General features: G+C 43.7%; 19 protein-coding genes. All 19 read right to left on the reverse strand.

Going from position 1 to position 18,382, the window contains the following annotated elements:
• Positions 1–148: 148 nt before the first annotated feature.
• Positions 149–547: a F0F1 ATP synthase subunit epsilon gene (locus IEX94_RS01675; RefSeq protein WP_156854276.1), complete on the reverse strand. Its 399-nt coding sequence runs from the start codon at positions 545–547 to the stop codon at positions 149–151.
• Positions 548–616: 69 nt separating this feature from the next.
• Complete coding sequence (atpD, locus tag IEX94_RS01680) at positions 617–2,020, reverse strand: F0F1 ATP synthase subunit beta (RefSeq protein ID WP_156854274.1); 1,404 nt, start codon at positions 2,018–2,020, stop codon at positions 617–619.
• 242 nt (positions 2,021–2,262) lie between these two features.
• On the reverse strand, positions 2,263–3,123 hold the full coding sequence (gene atpG, locus IEX94_RS01685) for an ATP synthase F1 subunit gamma (protein WP_188855779.1): 861 nt from the start codon (positions 3,121–3,123) through the stop codon (positions 2,263–2,265).
• An 81-nt stretch (positions 3,124–3,204) separates the two neighbouring features.
• On the reverse strand, positions 3,205–4,716 hold the full coding sequence (gene atpA / locus IEX94_RS01690) for a F0F1 ATP synthase subunit alpha (protein WP_156854271.1): 1,512 nt from the start codon (positions 4,714–4,716) through the stop codon (positions 3,205–3,207).
• 18 nt (positions 4,717–4,734) lie between these two features.
• The gene (locus IEX94_RS01695; RefSeq protein WP_156854269.1) at positions 4,735–5,280 is read right to left on the reverse strand and encodes a F0F1 ATP synthase subunit delta; all 546 of its coding nucleotides are present in this window, start codon (positions 5,278–5,280) and stop codon (positions 4,735–4,737) included.
• Positions 5,277–5,804: a F0F1 ATP synthase subunit B gene (gene atpF / locus IEX94_RS01700; RefSeq protein ID WP_156854267.1), complete on the reverse strand. Its 528-nt coding sequence runs from the start codon at positions 5,802–5,804 to the stop codon at positions 5,277–5,279. The genes IEX94_RS01695 and atpF overlap by 4 nt, the downstream gene beginning before the upstream one ends.
• Positions 5,805–6,099: 295 nt before the next feature.
• Positions 6,100–6,312 (reverse strand): F0F1 ATP synthase subunit C, encoded by a 213-nt coding sequence (gene atpE / locus IEX94_RS01705; protein ID WP_188855780.1) that lies wholly within the window; start codon positions 6,310–6,312, stop codon positions 6,100–6,102.
• 44 nt (positions 6,313–6,356) lie between these two features.
• Complete coding sequence (atpB, locus tag IEX94_RS01710; RefSeq protein WP_156854263.1) at positions 6,357–7,106, reverse strand: F0F1 ATP synthase subunit A; 750 nt, start codon at positions 7,104–7,106, stop codon at positions 6,357–6,359.
• 142 nt (positions 7,107–7,248) lie between these two features.
• Positions 7,249–7,632 (reverse strand): ATP synthase subunit I, encoded by a 384-nt coding sequence (locus tag IEX94_RS01715; protein ID WP_156854261.1) that lies wholly within the window; start codon positions 7,630–7,632, stop codon positions 7,249–7,251.
• 571 nt (positions 7,633–8,203) lie between these two features.
• Positions 8,204–10,348, reverse strand: a complete 2,145-nt coding sequence (locus tag IEX94_RS01720; RefSeq protein WP_188855781.1) for a S8 family serine peptidase — start codon at positions 10,346–10,348, stop codon at positions 8,204–8,206.
• A gap of 428 nt (positions 10,349–10,776) precedes the next feature.
• Positions 10,777–11,406, reverse strand: a complete 630-nt coding sequence (upp, locus tag IEX94_RS01725; RefSeq protein WP_188855782.1) for a uracil phosphoribosyltransferase — start codon at positions 11,404–11,406, stop codon at positions 10,777–10,779.
• Between the two features lie 176 nt (positions 11,407–11,582).
• Complete coding sequence (gene glyA, locus IEX94_RS01730) at positions 11,583–12,836, reverse strand: serine hydroxymethyltransferase (RefSeq protein ID WP_188855783.1); 1,254 nt, start codon at positions 12,834–12,836, stop codon at positions 11,583–11,585.
• Positions 12,837–12,894: 58 nt separating this feature from the next.
• A complete protein-coding gene (locus IEX94_RS01735; protein ID WP_229782524.1) occupies positions 12,895–13,461 on the reverse strand; it encodes a TIGR01440 family protein in 567 nt (188 codons plus the stop codon).
• 66 nt (positions 13,462–13,527) lie between these two features.
• Positions 13,528–13,968: a ribose 5-phosphate isomerase B gene (gene rpiB / locus IEX94_RS01740; RefSeq protein WP_156854251.1), complete on the reverse strand. Its 441-nt coding sequence runs from the start codon at positions 13,966–13,968 to the stop codon at positions 13,528–13,530.
• Positions 13,969–13,988: 20 nt separating this feature from the next.
• Entirely contained in the window at positions 13,989–15,278 is a 1,290-nt protein-coding gene (locus tag IEX94_RS01745; protein WP_188855785.1) for a methyl-accepting chemotaxis protein, read from the reverse strand.
• 6 nt (positions 15,279–15,284) lie between these two features.
• A complete protein-coding gene (locus tag IEX94_RS01750; RefSeq protein ID WP_188855786.1) occupies positions 15,285–15,734 on the reverse strand; it encodes a low molecular weight protein arginine phosphatase in 450 nt (149 codons plus the stop codon).
• A 146-nt stretch (positions 15,735–15,880) separates the two neighbouring features.
• On the reverse strand, positions 15,881–16,432 hold the full coding sequence (locus IEX94_RS01755) for a manganese efflux pump MntP (RefSeq protein WP_229782525.1): 552 nt from the start codon (positions 16,430–16,432) through the stop codon (positions 15,881–15,883).
• Between the two features lie 259 nt (positions 16,433–16,691).
• Positions 16,692–17,705, reverse strand: a complete 1,014-nt coding sequence (locus IEX94_RS01760; RefSeq protein WP_188855788.1) for an L-threonylcarbamoyladenylate synthase — start codon at positions 17,703–17,705, stop codon at positions 16,692–16,694.
• Positions 17,706–17,927: 222 nt separating this feature from the next.
• The gene (locus IEX94_RS01765; protein WP_188855789.1) at positions 17,928–18,329 is read right to left on the reverse strand and encodes a GNAT family N-acetyltransferase; all 402 of its coding nucleotides are present in this window, start codon (positions 18,327–18,329) and stop codon (positions 17,928–17,930) included.
• Positions 18,330–18,382: the final 53 nt, after the last annotated feature.

Below are 18,382 nucleotides of genomic sequence, written 5' to 3' on the forward strand. Positions count from 1 at the left end.
TTGTCGATATTTCCCGGGAAATGATTTCCGGAAACCGGGACAGGGGGTCAGAGCGATTGTCCCACTTTTAGTGGGACAGATGCTCTGACCCCCTGTCCCAATGAAAAAAATCTCTTATAACCTGTGGTGTCATAAGAGATTTTGTTTTTTATTTTCCGCCTGCGCTGAGGCGATTCATTGCGCGTTTGAGTGCTAATTCAGCTCTCCGGAAGTCGGTATCGTCTTGTTTCGCTTGTAAGCGACGTTCTGCCCGTTCTTTCGCCTCTTTTGCGCGGGCGACGTCAATGTCGCTTGCTTTTTCGGCAGTTTGCGCTAAGATAGTTACTTTATCCGGTCGCACTTCCATGAAACCGCCACTTATTGCGACTTTATAGGTTTCGTCATTTTTCTTTAAACGAGCGACACCTATCGCTAATGGAGCTACTAAAGGGATATGACCTGGCAGAATACCTAATTCTCCATCTTCTGTCATACAGACGATCATTTCATAATCCTCTTCCAGAACTGTACCACTAGGAGTTACAACACTCACATTTAGTGTTTTCAGGATAAACCCCTCCTAATATTGGTAAGAAGCAAGTAGAAATTCCTCATCTCTACTCACTTCTTCCATTTTTTATTGTGATTGTTTTGCTTTTTCCACAACTTCTTCAATGCTTCCTACCAGACGGAATGCATCCTCTGGAAGATCGTCATATTTACCTTCTAGAATTTCTTTAAATCCTTTTACCGTTTCGCTTACAGGCACATATGAACCTGGCTGACCAGTGAACTGTTCAGCAACGTGGAAGTTTTGTGATAAGAAGAACTGAATACGACGTGCACGAGAAACCGTCAGTTTGTCCTCTTCACTCAACTCATCCATACCAAGAATTGCGATAATATCTTGTAATTCACGATATTTCTGAAGTGTTTGTTGTACTTCCGTTGCTACGCGGTAATGCTCTTCCCCTACTACTTCCGGGTCAAGGGCACGAGATGTGGATGCTAGTGGATCCACCGCCGGGTAGATACCTTGCTCTGAAAGTTTACGGTCAAGGTTTGTTGTCGCGTCAAGGTGTGCGAATGTCGTTGCCGGAGCCGGGTCCGTGTAGTCATCCGCAGGTACGTAGATCGCTTGAATTGATGTTACGGAACCTTTTTGCGTTGATGTAATTCGTTCTTGTAACTGTCCCATTTCAGTCGCAAGCGTCGGCTGGTAACCTACCGCTGAAGGCATACGGCCTAATAGCGCGGAAACCTCGGAACCTGCTTGTGTGAAACGGAAAATGTTGTCGATGAACAGTAAAACGTCCTGGCCTTGTTCATCACGGAAATGTTCAGCCATTGTTAGACCCGTCAAGGCAACACGCATACGTGCTCCAGGTGGTTCGTTCATCTGACCGAATACCATTGCCGTTTTAGCAATAACTCCAGAGTCTTTCATTTCAAAGTAAAGGTCATTACCTTCACGTGTACGCTCTCCAACTCCGGCGAATACGGAAATACCACCGTGTTCTTGAGCGATGTTGTTGATTAGTTCCTGGATCAGTACGGTTTTACCTACACCCGCACCACCGAACAATCCAATTTTACCACCTTTAATATAAGGTGCGAGCAAGTCAACAACTTTAATTCCTGTTTCCAAGATTTCTGTTTCTGTTGACAGTTCTTCAAATTCAGGAGCATTTCGGTGAATTGGATCTAAACGAACGTCTGAAGCGAGTGGCTCGTCCAGGTCAATGTTTTCACCTAATACGTTAAATACTCTTCCTAATGTCACATCTCCTACTGGTACGGAGATTGGTCTGCCTAGGTCTGTAGCAGGCGCGCCGCGTTGAACGCCATCCGTGGATGACATTGCAATCGTACGGACACTGTTGTCACCAAGGTGAAGTGCAACTTCCAATGTAAGCTTGCTTTCCACTCCATTTACGTTGATATCTACTACAAGAGCGTTGTAAATATCAGGAAGTTGGCCGTCTTCGAACTTAACGTCGACAACAGGACCCATTATTTGTGTAACATGTCCCTTACTCATGGATTTCCCTCCTAACAATAATCTCCTACATAAAAAACTTTAAAATAATAATGCAGTGGATAACTTGATTTTCCAGCGACAGCCACGTCCGGCTCCAGCGCCCAGCAACTAGCAAACTTCACACTTCTCCAATCGATAAGTCAACATCGGCTCTCTACGTTCGCCGTGTTTCCTTTATCTCATTCTGAAGTGCTCCAGTTTGTACGTTGCTAAACGGGCGCTTGCGCCTTTGTTCCAATCTGCTATTCAAGTGCAGCCGCTCCACCAACAATTTCGGTGATTTCTTGCGTGATTGCTGCTTGACGTGCACGGTTATATGCAAGTGAAAGGTCATCGATCAATTCATTCGCATTATCAGTAGCGCTCTTCATTGCAGTCATACTCGCCGCATGTTCACTCGCTTTTGCGTCTAATAATGCACCGAAAATTAGACTCTCAGCATATTGTGGGAGCAATACATCTAAAATTTTCTGTTCACTTGGTTCATATTCGTATTCACTGTTCGCATTTCCTAGATCTGCGATATCTTCTATCGGTAGTAACTGCTTCTGTGTAACGACCTGTGAAATTGCACTGACATAATGGTTATGGAAAATGATTAATTCATCAATTTCTCCATCTGTGTACATTTGCACCGTCTCGGAAGCCAGTTCTCTAATTTCGGCATATTCCGGTTGATCTGCTACACCAAGGATACTTTTGGCAATTGGTAAATTACGTCTTCTACAATACTCAAAGCCTTTTGATCCCATGACGATGAGGGTATATTCAGATGGGTCGTTATGACGCTCTTCAATTGTCTTCATAAGGTCTCGCAAAACATGACTGTTATACGCTCCGACAAGTCCTTTATCTGATGTGATAATGAGGTAACCAGTCTTGTTTACCTTGCGTTTTGTCAGCATTGGGTGTGAGACATCAGTATGGCTGTTAGCAATACTGCCGACAACTTGCTGAATCTTGTCGCTATAAGGGACAAAACCTTTTGCGTTACGTTCTGCTCTTCCCATTTTAGAGGCAGATACCATTTCCATCGCACCAGTAATTTGCTTCGTCTTTTTTGTAGAGTCAATTCGTGCTTTCAAATCTCTAAGTGATGCCAAGCTATTTCACCACCCTTTCGCAGTGATATGGGAGAGGACCGGTATAAAAGAACACCGGACCTCGGGTTTTTTAATTAATTTTTACGCATTTGATGGTAAGAAAGTATTCTTAAACGCTGTTACAGCTCCATCCATCTTCTCTGCATCTGGAAGTTGTCCGGTTGTGCGGATTTCTTCTAGTAGTTCGCTCTCGTTTGTAGCGAGCCAGATATTCATTTCCTCTTCAAAGCGGACGATATCTTCCACTGGAATATCATCGAGGAAGCCTTTCGTAAGTGCGTAGATAATCATCACTTGATTTTCTACAGCGAGTGGCTTATGCAGCCCTTGTTTCAGTACTTCAACTGTTCGCTCCCCGCGGTTCAGCTTGGCTTGTGTTGCTGCGTCAAGGTCGGAACCGAACTGGGAGAAGGCCTCAAGCTCACGGAATGAAGCAAGGTCAAGACGTAATGTACCTGCAACTTTCTTCATCGCTTTAATTTGTGCATCTCCACCTACACGGGATACAGATAGACCTGGGTTAATCGCCGGACGTACGCCGGAGAAGAAGAGGTCGGACTGTAAGAAAATTTGTCCGTCTGTAATGGAGATTACGTTTGTTGGAATATATGCAGAAATATCTCCTGCTTGTGTTTCAACGAATGGCAGTGCGGTTAAAGATCCGCCGCCTTTTGCGTCACTCAGTTTTGCTGCACGCTCAAGTAGACGTGAGTGGAGGTAGAATACATCTCCTGGGAAAGCTTCACGTCCTGGCGGGCGGCGTAATAGCAAGGAAAGTTCACGATATGCTGTCGCTTGTTTTGATAAGTCATCATAAACGACGAGTACGTGTTTTCCGTTGTACATGAATTCTTCACCCATCGCTACACCTGCATATGGAGCAAGGTAGAGGGATGGCGCCGGGTCAGATGCACCAGCAGATACAACAATTGTATAGTCTAATGCGCCGTAACGGCGAAGGACTTCTACTGTAGAACGTACAGTGGATTCTTTTTGTCCGATTGCAACATAAATACAGATCATATCTTGATCTTTTTGGTTAATAATCGTGTCGATTGCTACGGTTGTTTTACCTGTCTGACGGTCACCGATGATTAATTCACGCTGTCCGCGTCCAATTGGTACAAGCGCGTCAATCGCTTTAATACCTGTCTGTAATGGTTCGAATACCGATTGACGGTCCATTACTCCTGGAGCAGCCGCTTCAATTGGACGAGTTTTCGTTGTGTTAATTGGGCCCTGACCATCAATCGGCTGACCTAATGTGTTGACAACGCGTCCCAGAAGCTCCTCTCCAACTGGTACTTGCATGATTCTTCCTGTACGGCGAACTTCATCGCCTTCTTTGATGTCTGTAAACTCACCAAGAATAACGATACCTACGTTACTTTCTTCAAGGTTCTGTGCGAGTCCCATGACTCCATTTTCAAATTCGAGTAGTTCTCCAGCCATTGCATTCTCAAGGCCGTGTGCACGTGCAATCCCGTCCCCGATTTCAATAACTGTTCCAACATCCGAAACTTCGATATCTGTTTCAAAGTTTTCGATTTGCTGTTTTATCAGCTTACTAATCTCTTCCGCATTAATGCTCATACCATTTCACCCCTATCATCATTTGTTTGCTACTGCAATTTTCCGCTCAATCCGGCGCAATTTCCCACTGACTGAACCGTCATAAATCGTGTTCCCGACGCGAATTTTAATGCCGCCAACAAGAGACGGATCAATGACATTCTCAAATTCGAGGGTCGTTTTACCGATTCGTTTGGCAAAAGATATCTTCAAATTATGTTTCTCATCAGCGGTCAGTTCGCGAACAGAATAAACAGTTGCAACTTCAATTCCTTTTGCGTCGTTCACCCGTTTAATGAACGTTTCAACAATGGATGGAATAAGCATTGTACGATGGCGTTGTACAAGGAGTTTTACTGTATTAACGACATCTGTATGTAAGCCTTTGAAGCTTTTTGTTACAAGCTGTTCTTTTTGTTCCCCATTCACTCTTGGATGCAATAGGAATGCGTTTAAATCTTCATTTGTTTGAAAGACGTCACGGACGACTTTTAAATCATCCACAAATTGGTCCAGTGTGGATTTTTCTAAAGCTAGTTGAAAAAGAGCATCTGCATAACGCTTGGCTACTACGACTTCACTCATCGCTCTTCTCCTACCTCTTTAATGTAGTCATTAATGAATTCCGCTTGGTCTTGTTCATTGATTTCTTTCTCAATTACTTTACTTGCCACTAACACAGATAGGGAAGCAACTTGTGCTTGAAGCGCTTGGATTGCCTGTTCTTTTTCATTTTGGATATCCGCTTGCGCCTGTTCTTTGATACGTTCAGCTTCCGCGCGTGCAGATTCAATGATGTCCTGCTCTTGTCTTACACCGGCAGTTTTTGCATCTTCAATAATTTTCTGTGCTTCCTGTCTTACGTTGTTAAGCTGGTCGGCTGCGTCTTTTGCGGCCTTTTCAGCTTCCGCGCGGCTTTTTTCTGCTGCATCGATTTCATTAGCAACATAGTTTTCCCGCTTTTCCATCATGTTCATGACTGGTCCCCACGCGAACTTTTTCAGTAATGCAAGTAGAATTAGGAAGAAGATTAATTGAACAAGCATATCGCCCACTCGTAATCCTCCTACAGCTGCACCTACAGACATAAAGTCAATGTATGAATGCACTGCTTTCACTCCTTTCACGGATCTTTCGGAAACGGCTTCCCGCTTCCATTTATACTACAATCAAGTGATTTTTCATTTCATAAAGTAAAACTTAATTTTAGGGGTGTTCTTTTCATCCCTAAAAATGTTAGTAAAACCAATCGGCCGTTACTGGACGCGAGGATATCCCACTTAGAACTTCCATTTTTCGTCCATTCTTGATATAGGTCCTGCCTCCAGTTACACCGCAATAAAGGAATGGCGAAGATTCCACAAATCGATCCTCGCCATTTTCAACTTATTTAAGAACGTGTTCTTACAAGAAAATAGCCATGAATGCGATAACCGCTGCGATGATTGGAATCGCCTCAACTAGTGCTACCCCAATAAACATTGTACCTTGTAGTGAACCTTTGAGTTCTGGCTGTCTTGCAATACCTTCCAGTGCCTTACTAACGATCATTCCGTTACCTAGACCCGCACCTAATGCTGCAAGTCCGATTGCGATTGCTGCTGCTAAAGCTCCCATTAAAAATTTCCTCCTTTTTTATCTTAAAGCTATTGTTTTTTTATTTAATGGTCTTCTACGCTCACTTTATGAGACATGTACACCATTGTTAACATAACGAATACGTATACCTGAATTGCACCAATGAATAGCTTGAAGCCCATCCAGGCAAGTGTTGGAACTGCTGATAGTACGAAACTAAGGATCCCGGAACCAATTCCAGTTGCAAATCCTGTAGCTGTTAATCCAATAAGTAGACTTAAGAGAATTTCACCTGCATAGAGGTTACCGAATAGACGGAGACCAAGTGTTAAGGTGTTGGTAAATTCCTCAATAATCTTAAACGGTAGCATCAAAGGAACTGGACTGACATAAGTCTTGAGATAATGTTTCGTCCCGCGTAGTTTGATTCCGTAATAGTGTGTTAACACAACAACCATGGTTGACAATGTTAAGGTTAGTGTTGCGTCAGCTGTTGGTGATTTCCACCAGAGGTCGTCCCCAATTGTAACAACGGTGACGAGTCCTGCAACGTTACTGAATAAAATGTAGAGCGCGAGTGTGAGACCGAGTGGCAAGAATTGTTTCCCTGTCTTCCAGTCCATCGTGTCGCTGATGATACCTCTTACAAATTCAATGGCCCACTCCATGACGTTCTGTTTTCCTGTCGGCTTCATTTGGAGGTTGCGACTTGCCCATACACAGACGATGAATACAAGTGTGGAAATTACTGCAATCATAAATACGTTTGCGAGGTTAAAGTCGAGCCAGGATATCCCAAAAACATCTTCAACTATTGGAGCTGTATGATCCAAAATTATCACCCCTTTACATCGATGGTTTTCGAACATTTGACTGTTTTTCTACAATAACAGTCAAATTGCGGTTGTGTGGATATGTTAGATACCCACCTTAAAACCTACATATTACAGCTGCAGGTAGTATGTAGTGCAGAATTCATCTTGACTTTTTGTTGATTACAAAGCGAAACATTCCATCAAGACCGAGTATGATGTAAGAAAGCATCAAACCAATTACTACAGCAATAATATGAAAGTTTTCCTCAAAGCGAATTGCGATAAGCACACCTAATACTGCTGCCGCCATTCTAGAGAACGTTCCCAAACCTCCACGTGCCTCACCTGATTCTGCTACTCTATCACCAAGCTGCTTTGTCTTGTGCTGGAGCAGCCATAGGTTGTAGAAACTGATTGCTCCACCTAACAGGAGTCCATTAAGGATCCTTGTATAAGGAAGAAACCCGACTCCGAGCACTATAAGTGCCAGTAAATAGAGCATCCATTTACGTTGGCGCGTTATCATACTTTCAAATTCGTTCATTTGTATTCTACGCTCCTACTGTGAAACATTCGCAGGCAGGTAATGAACTTCCCACTTGCGAGGCGCAGTTCTTCTACCCGATAGCAGAAGGTGATGTACCTCCAGTTGCCAGAAACTTGCAAGAATCAGCGACCTATACTTATGTACTTATGAGTCTTGCTAAAAACCTCCAACAGAATCGTTTACTCTATTTGTATGTTTTTTAACAAAGTTAGACGAATTTTCGAATAAATAACGAATAATTATCGAAAAATGTCCATACTCACACTAAGATAGTGTACCTTACTGGAACGGTCATTGTCAATTAGAATCCATAGATAAATGACATTCATTTCGTAACACTTTTATCCATCAATTCATCACAGGTTAAACCTACCATACCACTTCTGATCCACTACTATTATAAAGGAAATCAAGCACCATAAATATGACGTTTTTGTGAACGGTTTTTCAAACATCCCGTATGTTCGGTGGGACATTGGGGTCGGAGGCGTTGTCCCATTGAGGGTGGGACGTTGGGGTCAGAGCCGTTGTCCCATTGAGGTATTGCCTCCGACCCCAAGCCCTGCTTTTATTCAATGTGGAGAGGGATTTCTGTTGTTTCTATTCTTTCATCTTTGTTGATAGCGGTGATGATACCGAGATAGTTGCCTGGCGTTAATTTGTAACTAGGGATTTCTCCTTCGTTCATTCCGACAGTCGGTTCTTCCAATTCCAGTAAGTTTCCACGATAGGTTAAGGTGTCGGGATCATATAAATCAATCGACACAAGCTGCAATTCCTCTGTCGAATACAGACTATAGCTGTAAACATCTTCTCTAAATGGTTTCAGACTGAATTCGATCCCTGCGATTTTCGGCTGGTCGGCCGATTGGTTCACGAAAAGATATGGTAAGTGATATGTCTTATTTTTCGTTTGTTCCTTTAATGTCAGGAAACCTTCGTGGACCCCTTCTTCCAGTTCCGCGCTTGTAATGTTCAGTTTGATTCTTATTTCTTCTGTCTCGTGCGGCGCGACTTCAAATGATAAGGGAAGCTCCCATTCGATGCCTCGTTCACTCTTTGGAATGTCAAAGGAAAAGGATTGGGTATCAGATGAGCGATTTTCGAGTTGTACGGTAAACTCCTCTGCTTCATGCCGTTCTGTAATTTTCCCCGCTTCAAGTGTTCCGTCTTTTATAATCGTCGGAGTTTCGATTGCTTGTTCCGGTTGGATAAGGCCATGTCCTTGAATCGATGGTGCGTGAAAATCACCATTCTCTGTCTGTAGCGGTACTGCTGTTGTTTCTAATGCATGATAAATCGTATCCACACCCCAGTCCGGGTGGGCTTCTTTTAGTAAAGCAACGGCACCTGCGACATATGGAGCTGCCATACTTGTTCCGCTCAAATGCTCATATCCACCGGGAACGGTACTGTTGATCATTGCTCCAGGTGCCGTTACATTCGGTTTGATCTGCCAATTGACAGTGACAGGCCCGCGGGAACTGAAGGCTGCAATTGTTGTATCGAGGGATTCATAAACGGTATCGAGATACGTTCCATTCTGTTCAATAAGCCACTTCCCGTCCTCTTTTGTAATTCCAGCAACTGGGATTTCCACTGTCGCATCTTCTTCATTTTCGATGCCTCCATGGAGTTCTCCAGGTTCGTTATTATAAATTAAAACAGCTGCCGCACCTTTTTCCTGTGCTTGTAGTGCAAGGTCTCGGAAGGTTACTTCCCCTCGCTCGAACAGGGCAATTTTCCCGGTAAGATTCGTGCTGTCTTCATCTGCATTTACAATTTTATAATCCTTCGTGAGCTCCCAGGCCGGTGCTCCCTGCATTGCGGCAAGGGAAATTTTTTTATTATCCTGCGCGTGGTAAAGATATGGCACCTCGGTAGGTGCTTGAACTGCCCCTACGGCTAAAGCATTTTTTGCAGTAGCTGGACTTCCGACCGTCCAAGGCTCAGGTCCGCTATTTCCATTGGCAATAACGACGGGAATACCGAGCTCAACCGCTTTATCAACCGCTATACTCGTCGGATAGTCGGGACCATTGACTTCATTACCGAGGGAAAGATTGATGACATCCATTTTATCTTTTACCGCTTGTTCAAGGGCCGCAAGCACATGGACTGTCGAGCCAAAACCACCCGGTCCCAGCGCACGATAAGCGTAGAGTGAGGCTTCAGGAGCAATTCCTTGCAACTCTCCATTCGCCGCTATTATCCCCGCAACATGAGTGCCATGGCTCGTCGGCATCCCTTCTTCCGGCATTGTTTCCATCGGGTCTTCATCAAGATCAAAAACATCGTACCCGCCAGCAAAGTTACTTTTTAAATCGGGGTGGGTGTAGTCAATCCCAGTATCGATTACTCCGACCTTGATATTTTTCCCAGTATAGGTTTGCCTGGCGTCTCGCGGCTCGGTTTTCGGTTGTCCCGATGAATGTATCGGATCGGCTTTGTACGTCTGGACGTCATGGATGCCAGTTATGAATTCTGCTGTGTGCAGCCGTTCGAGTTGTTCTGGCTTTCCTTGTAAGGCGATACCATTGAATAAAGTCGAATAAGTTGCGACGACTTCAATAAATGGATGATAATTTTTGATATAGTCCGCATGCGCTTCCACGTCCCCCTCCACTTCGATAATGACCGTCTCCACTTCCTCCGCATGAACGGCGGGAAAATAAATGAAGCTCGCGATCAGAAAAAAAATAAATCCTCTCATGTTGGCCGCTCCTTTTGTCATGATAGGGTTAGTTTTTAATAAAAGTGTAAATATATGTATGTTTTTTTGTGAGTAGGGGGAGGTAGAGTTCAGGGAAGAATTGCAACGTCTTATCATGCGAGAGAACGCAGGGATGCTCCGGTTCGAGGAATTACAGCTCGCCTCATCACATGAAGGTACGAGAAAAACTCGAGTTCGAGCGATTACTAGCCCTCTTATCACACAAGGAAACGACATATAACCGGATTCGAATGATTACAGGCCCTCTTATCACACAAGGAAACGACAAATAAACGGATTCGAATGATTACAGGCCCTCTCATCACACAAGGAAACGACAAACAACCAGATTCGGATGATTACAGGAATAAACAGCCAAAGAAAAAAAGTATGCATTCCCTCCAACAAAGAGACTGCATACTTCCTATTTATTTTGTACCGAATAAACGGTCACCAGCGTCACCAAGACCTGGTATTATATAGCCGTTCTCATCTAAACCATCATCGATTGCACCTAGATAAATATCAACATCCGGATGGTCTTCTTTGATGACGTCCACACCTTCTGGAGCTGCAACTAAGCACATGAGTTTGATATTTTTTGCGCCGCGTTTTTTTAGTGAGTGGATGGCGTCGTTTGCTGAACCACCTGTTGCAAGCATCGGGTCGATTACGATCAGTTCTCGATCTGAGATATCAGATGGAAGCTTAATGTAATATTCGACTGGCTTAAGCGTTTTTGGATCACGATATAGTCCGACGTGTCCAACTTTTGCAGCTGGGATTAATTTGCGTACCCCTTCAACCATTCCAAGTCCGGCACGAAGGATTGGAATAAGGCCGATTTTTTTCCCAACGAGTTCTTTTGTTTTCGCAACTGTTACAGGGGTTTCTGTTTCCACGTCCATTAAAGGAAGATCTCTTGTGATTTCGAATGCCATTAACATGGCCACTTCATCAACTAGTTCACGGAATTCTTTGGTGCCTGTGTTTTTATCACGAATTTTCGTTAATTTATGTTGAATTAACGGATGATCTAATACGAATACTCTACTCAATTGCAGATCACTCCTTTAAAATTTTCATATCCCTAAAAGTATACGGAAAAACGACAAGATATTCAAGTAGGATTATATATTTTTGAAAAATGTTGAACTACGTTTTTAGTGGTGACAACTCTCAGCTAATTACACGAAAAAAAGAGGCTGGGATAAAATCCAACCTCGATTATTCATTATTTCGCGTATAATGGAAAACGTGCGTTCAAATTGAGGACGCGTTGTTTTAATTCTTCAAGAACGCCTTTGTTTTCGTGATTCTTAAGTGCAGTAACCATAATCTCTGCGACTTCTTTGATTTCTTCTTCTTTAAAGCCGCGAGTCGTGACAGCTGCTGTGCCGATTCGGACACCGCTTGTGATGAACGGACCTTCTGTATCGAATGGAATCGTGTTTTTATTCGTTGTAATTAATACACTGTCGAGCACTTCTTCTGCATCCTTACCAGTAAGTCCAAGTGGCTTCACGTCAAGCAGTAAGAGATGGTTATCTGTACCACCGGAAACGATGCGGATGCCTGCTTTCGATAATTCTTCTGCAAAGACTGCAGCGTTTTTAACAACTTGCTTTGCATATGCTTTAAAGTCATCAGATAGTGCTTCTTTGAATGCAGTAGCTTTTGCAGCGATAACGTGCATTAGTGGACCGCCTTGCATCCCAGGGAATACAGAACTGTCGATTTTCTTCGCGAATTCTTGTTCGCAGAGGATGACACCACCACGTGGGCCGCGTAACGTTTTATGAGTTGTCGTCGTTACAAAATGAGCATGCGGTACTGGGTTTGGATGAACACCTGCTGCAACAAGGCCGGCAATATGAGCCATATCGACCATCAAGTAAGCATCGACTGCATCCGCAATTTCACGGAATTTCTTAAAATCAATCGTCCGGGAATAAGCACTTGCACCAGCTACAATCAGCTTCGGTTTTACTTCTTTTGCTTTTGCTAAAACAGCATCATAATCGAGCTGTTCATTTTTTTCGTCTACCCCATACTCTTCAAAGTTATACAGTTTACCGCTGAAGTTAACGGGACTTCCGTGGGTAAGGTGCCCACCATGGTTTAAGTTCATTCCAAGTACAGTGTCCCCCGGCTGTAAAATAGCTGAATAAACAGCCATGTTCGCTTGGGCTCCAGAGTGTGGCTGGACGTTCGCATGATCCGCACCAAAAAGCTGTTTCACACGGTTACGCGCCAGATCTTCCGCCACGTCAACGTATGCACAACCACCATAGTAACGTTTTCCCGGGTAACCTTCCGCATATTTATTCGTCAAGACAGATCCCATCGCTTCCATCACCGCTTCTGATACGAAGTTCTCGGAAGCAATCAGTTCGATGTTGTCTTGTTGACGTTTCTTTTCATTCTCAATTGCTTGATATAATTCCGGATCCGTTTGCTCTAATCCAGTTTGCTTCACTTGTTCCATTGTAGAGTCCCCCCTGTAAAGTTGTTAAATATGATGAAAAGGACATATATCCTTCTATTTAATTGCTGCGAGTATCTTGGTAAACGGCTCGTTCGCCGCCAATTAATTTCGGTCTCGTCCGAGCGAGGCCGATCCGGGCTTCCCCGATATATTTCTTGCTGAAACGCAAAGGGACTACAACCGGTTTTAAATGCATCGCAATCATCGTTTCTCCAATATCCAACCCGGCGTGAGCTTTTGCCCCGAGTGATTCAACGACGACCGGTTTTTCCATATGCTTGTAAGCGAAAGATGCCATCGATCCGCCAGCTTCCGGAACAGGAATGACTGTTACCTCATCAAGGCCGAAAGTTTTTGCCGCGCTTTGTTCGACAACGAGGGCACGGTTCAAATGTTCACAGCACTGGAAAGCAAGCTGGATATTAGCTTCTTGCTTTAAACGGTTCAGTTCTCTGAAAATATGGGCGGCAATATCCTCTGTACCTGCTGTACCGATTTTCTTCCCTGCCACTTCGCTTGTGGAACAACCGATTACGAAAAGTTCATCTTCGCGTAAATAATCAGTCGCAAGCCATTCATCGACGATTTTCTCCAAATCCACTTTTACTTGTTCGATTAACGTCACTTGGCTTCCCTCCATTAAACATTAAACATTTTTTTCAGAAAAATAACCATGCCTCTACTATACTACTTATTTGTCTTCATAGGAATGGATTTTTTCAATTCTTTTTGCATGACGGTCTCCTTGGAACTCGGTTTCAAGCCAAACTTTGGCAATTTCTCTTCCTAACGATGGTCCGATAACGCGCTCCCCCATCGCAAGGACATTGGAGTTGTTATGCTCTCTCGTTGCCCGGGCACTGAATACGTCATGCACTAAAGCACAGCGGATTCCTTTTACTTTATTCGCAGCAATCGACATGCCAATTCCTGTTCCACAGATGAAAATTCCCCGGTCAAACTCTCCGTTTGCAATCCGTTCTGCTGCTGGGAGGGCGTAGTCTGGATAATCGACAGAAGTTGCACAACTCGCTCCAGCATCTTCGTATTCAATTCCCATTTCATCCATTAAATCTGCCACTTCATTCCTTAATGTTAAGCCTGCATGGTCGCCTGTTATTAAAACTTTCATGTTGTTTCTTCCTTTCCTTTTTAAAGTTGGAATTGCTGTATTTGTTTTTTCAATTGATTCGCATGTTCTTCAATTTCTGTTGCGAGGCGGTCCACATCTTCAATGCTAGCCACCTGTTCTTGAATTGCCGCGTTCACTTCCTCCGCACCAGCTGAAGTTTCTTCCGCAATTGCTGCAACTTCCTGGGATTCACGGCTCGTATCTTGAATAGACTGTAATTGCTTATCAACAAGCCCGGAGATTGCTTCGATTTCGGATGCTACTTCCATGACAGAATTGGACATTTCTGCAAACGTCTCATTCGACTGTTTTCCATTCTTTGCTTCATTATTTGCAAAAACGACATTTTGATTAATATTTTCGACAACATTTTTCACGTCATCTTGAATGGAACCGATAAGCCGAGATATTTGCTGAACAGCCCCGGCACTTTGGTCAGCGAGTTTCCGAATTTCTTCTGCGACAACCGCAAATCCCTGCCCGTGCTCCCCCGCCCTTGCTGCTTCAATAGAGGCATTTAACGCAAGGAGATTCGTCTGTTCGGCGATTTCTCCAACCATCGAGATAATGGATTCCACTTGAATCGCATTTTGTTTTAAATTATTAACACTAGTTAACGACACTTGTTGTTCTTTTGCTATCTGGTCAATGCCTTGAACAAGATTATTCACGACTTCCTTCGTCGCATTCAATGTATCAAGCATTTGATCGGATTTACCCTTTGACTCCCCTGCCCGGTCTTGAACCTTCAAGGCAAGATCGGACGCAATTTCGACAGATTCTGCTGTATTTTGAATTGCTACAGAGGAATCTTCGGCCCCATTAGAGATTTCCCCAATCGATGTACCGATCATTCGAGAATGAGTATGGGCAGTTGTTGATGCTTCTTTCATTTGTACAACCGCTTGATTCGTCTTGTCAAAGTTTTCATCAATATTTTGCACGATACTATTTAAATTCGTCAGCATGGTGTTGAATGAGAGGGCCAGACCACGTATTTCGTCATTCGATTTCGGGATTTCTACAGTCTGGTTCAGGTTTCCTTCCGCTGCAATCGTTGCAACTTTTTCCAGTTTTTCAATCGATTTGGTGATAAAGCTCGCGAAGAAGAAGGCTAGGATGCCCGACCACGTGATTCCAAGAATAAAGGTAATGATTGTGAACCATTCGAGACTGAACGGTATGTAATCCTGGAAAAAGTCATATAGGAAAAAAATAAAAACAAATGATGTACTATATGTAATAATTGCTAATGAAACGGTGAATAAAACAAGCTTCTTACGGATACTGAATGAATATTTTCTCTCCATTTACTATTATTTCCCCTTTGCCGATTCTATTTTTTCAATTAGGCGGTCGATTTGCTCTTCTAATTCTGCACGAATGGAACGGTATACGTGCAAGTCACCACCGTATGGATCGGAAATATCATACTCGTGACTTTCTTCATCTGTGTACTCTTTCAGTGTGTAAATTTTAGCTTCATAATCTGGATATTCCATCATAAGCAGCTGCTTATGTTGACTCGTCATTGTAAGGACAAGCTCTGCCCACTGGAGCAATTCTTCAGTGGCTGGTTGGGAACGATGATCCAGCGTAATATTACACTCCTCCAGTGCTTTATAAGTATTGCCACTCGCAGGGACTCCATCTACAGCAAAAACTCCTGCCGATTGGACCGCGGCCTGTGGATATCGATCACGTAAAATCGCTTCCGCCATCGGACTGCGGCATGTATTCCCCGTACAAACAAATAAAATATTCATCTCTTTTACCCCCCAAGCAAAATAACACTGACTATCTACCTACAAATATACCACACTCTAGCACCCACGGACAGAAAAATCGGGACAAGGGGGTCAGAGCATTTGTCCCATTTCGCGGGACAAATGCTCTGACCCCCCTGTCCCTTTCAAGCGAGCAGGATGTATAGGCCGAATCCGAAGAGGATGCTTCCGCCCAGGAGTTCACTGTATCTTCCCAGAAATCCTTGGACGCGGCGCCCGATTAATAAGGAGATACAAGATAGCAAGGCACTGGATGCACCGAATAATATAAGGGCAAGTGCAATATGGACCCCTGTAATCCCAAGACCAAAACCGACTGTGAAACTATCCATGCTGACGGTAAAGCTAAGAATAATCAGACCAATTCCAGCTGGCTGGATGATAAGTTTTTTCTCTTCGGTAAAAGCATTGAAAAACATTTGGGAACCGATGAAAACAAGTAAAGCTCCGCCGATCAGCTGGGCATAACTTTCAAATGGTCCTGCTACCATTATCCCCATAAGAATTCCTATTAACGGCATGATAATATGAAATGCCCCAATGATTAAACTTATCCACAGAATGCGTTTTAATCGGATCTGCTGCATACCGAGCCCCAGACACACCGAAAAAGCGTCCAGCGCAAGAGCCTGGGCCATAAAAATGAGTGCGACAAGTTCGCCAGTTGAAATGCCCAACAAAAATCCCCCCTTGGACATGCTTATACACTATATGCATGTCCAAGAAGGGATATGTGGAAAATTAATAAAGACGAAAACTGCACCCATAAAGTGAAACTTCATTCAGTGGGGAATTCTTTACCTCCCCACTGAATGTTAGTTGAACAGAATCAGGAATTTACGGACTGTATACCCCCCACGTTGCCTCTTTGGTTTTCCCTCTAGTCAAGAAGGTGGGGGTACTACAGACCGTTAATACGTGATAAAGTGAAACTCACTAAGGGATATAATCCGTCTTCGCTTTTTTCAAACGATTCATGATTGCTTGTCCGATTCCCGATTCGGGAAAAACTTCAGAAATGATTATATCCACATCCGTTCTTTTAACCTTCCGTAAGTTATCATACAGCTTGTTTGCAACATCTTCTAAGCTGGAGCCGAGGCTAAGTTTCAAATCCGCTTCGACAAGCTCGAGAATCGCATCCCGCGCAAGGAGAGCAACCTTTCTCCCTTTCTCGGTTTCCTCAGCAATTACGTTTTGGATTTTCTCCGCATCTCCATCCACAAGCCACAGGGGAACATCCGGTGAATAATGTTTATATTTCATCCCCGGGGAGGCAGGTTTATCCACAGTTTCATTCACGGGCTCGGCAACAGGAACAATTTGTTCAATTTGTTCTTTCGTAATGCCACCCGGGCGAAGAATCACAACATCGTGTTCCCTACAGGATATGACAGTAGACTCCACACCGACCCCAGTCGGCCCACCATCTACAATCCCCGATATCTTCCCGTTTAAGTCCTCATCCACATGGTCTGCGGTCGTCGGACTTGGCTTACCCGATAGATTGGCACTCGGGGCAGCGACCGGGAAATTACATGCTTGAAGCAGCTCCAAGGCAACCGGATGATCAGGGATACGCACACCGATTGTGGATAGTCCGGCAGTTACATTCTCTGCACAAGCCCCATTACTTTCGAGCACGTATGTTAATGGACCTGGAGAAAAAGCAGCAATTAAGTCATCCACATATTCGGGGAGGTTATCCACAAGTTGTTGCAATTGTTCAACATTTGCGACATGAGCAATAAGCGGATTATCTTGAGGTCTTCCCTTCGCCTCAAATATCTTCGCGACGGCTGACTTGTTCGTTGCATCAGCTCCAAGACCATACACCGTCTCAGTCGGAAAAGCAACGGTCTCTCCAGCCTTTAGGAGAGCAGCTGCCTCGCTAATGAATTGTTTATTTATCGTCGTTCCTCGTTGTATGTTCCATCGTTTCGTTTCCATTCATTAAATCCTCGTTTCTCTTTCGTTAACCTTCGCTACTATGTTACCAGTTTAGTTGATATTTTTATATTGTGCAATCCACTGATTTATCCACAAAAAATCCTGCGGCAATTTATCCACAGGACTTCATTCAAAATAAGTGGGCATATAAACATTTTTGAAATTTATAAGTAAATTATCAACAAGTTATTCACAGGAAAATGTGGAAAATAAAATAGCTGTTTATGAAACGTGATAACTCCACCAACACCCTGATGTTACTGACTTCTCGGGGATATTTTGTTTATTTTTTTCCTGTTGGAAGTCAAGCGACTCAAGCAAGATATCCACAACCGGTTGGTGACTGTGGACATATACAATTTTTGCCTCTTGTTTACGGGCAATCTGCAGTATCGTTTCCAGCAAGACAGGTAACTTCGCGGCATGTGACTGGGTAATATAGAGCTGCTTCAACCAATATCCACCAGAATCCAGTTCATCAAGAATAAAACTCGCTTCAATTCGCCCTCCAATTTCTACTACAAATCCCTTATCAAAGAGTAACGGTTTATCGATACGGTCATTCCTCGTCAAGAAATCATCCAGCTGCTCATAGGTCGCGTGTTTTACGGGCATTACTTTCATTTCGATTCACCTCTACTAGATTTGATTGTTCCCTTTCTGACATGTTATGCAAA

The organism is Oceanobacillus indicireducens (assembly GCF_014647195.1).
GTDB classification, from domain to species: Bacteria; Bacillota; Bacilli; order Bacillales; family Amphibacillaceae; genus Oceanobacillus; species Oceanobacillus indicireducens.